At 50.2% G+C, this 522-nt stretch carries 1 protein-coding gene; it reads left to right on the forward strand.

Translation table 11 applies throughout. The annotated features are described in order from the left end of the window. On the forward strand, window positions 1-522 hold a 522-nt coding region (locus GFB48_RS17480), incomplete at both ends, for a universal stress protein (protein WP_163938801.1).

The following is a 522-nucleotide window of genomic DNA, read 5'->3' on the forward strand; positions in this document are numbered from 1 at the left end:
CCTTGCTTGATCTGGCATTTATTGTTCGTGGCCAATCATCAGAGCCCCTCTACCCACTAACGGTTGCCCAAGGAACAAATGGCGATGCAGAATCGGAGGTGGCGAAAGCGGAAAAGGTGCTTGCCCATGCCGTGACATACGCAGCTGGCGCCTCTGTTCCGATCCAAATGCTGACGCGACTTGACCCGAATATTGCGTCAGGAATTATCCGAGCTATTGAGGAAACAAGAATTACAACGCTTGTGATCGGGTGGAATGGGAAGCGGTCGACGCCGCAGCTTATTTTTGGTGGGATTCTCGATCAATTGCTAGAACGGACAGAAGAGATGGTACTCGTGTCAAAATTAGGGCATCCGTTAAATACGACGAAGCGGATTGTCCTCGTCCTCCCGTCGGGTGTCGACCATAAGACAGGGTACTATCGAAGCTTGCGAACGGTCAAACGTCTTGCCAACCAAGTGGGTGCTACACTCGTATGTGTTGTTGTTAAGGATGATGCACGTCCATATGAAAAAACCATTG

Source organism: Paraferrimonas sp. SM1919, from assembly GCF_010993985.1.
Taxonomy (GTDB): domain Bacteria; phylum Pseudomonadota; class Gammaproteobacteria; order Enterobacterales; family Shewanellaceae; genus SM1919.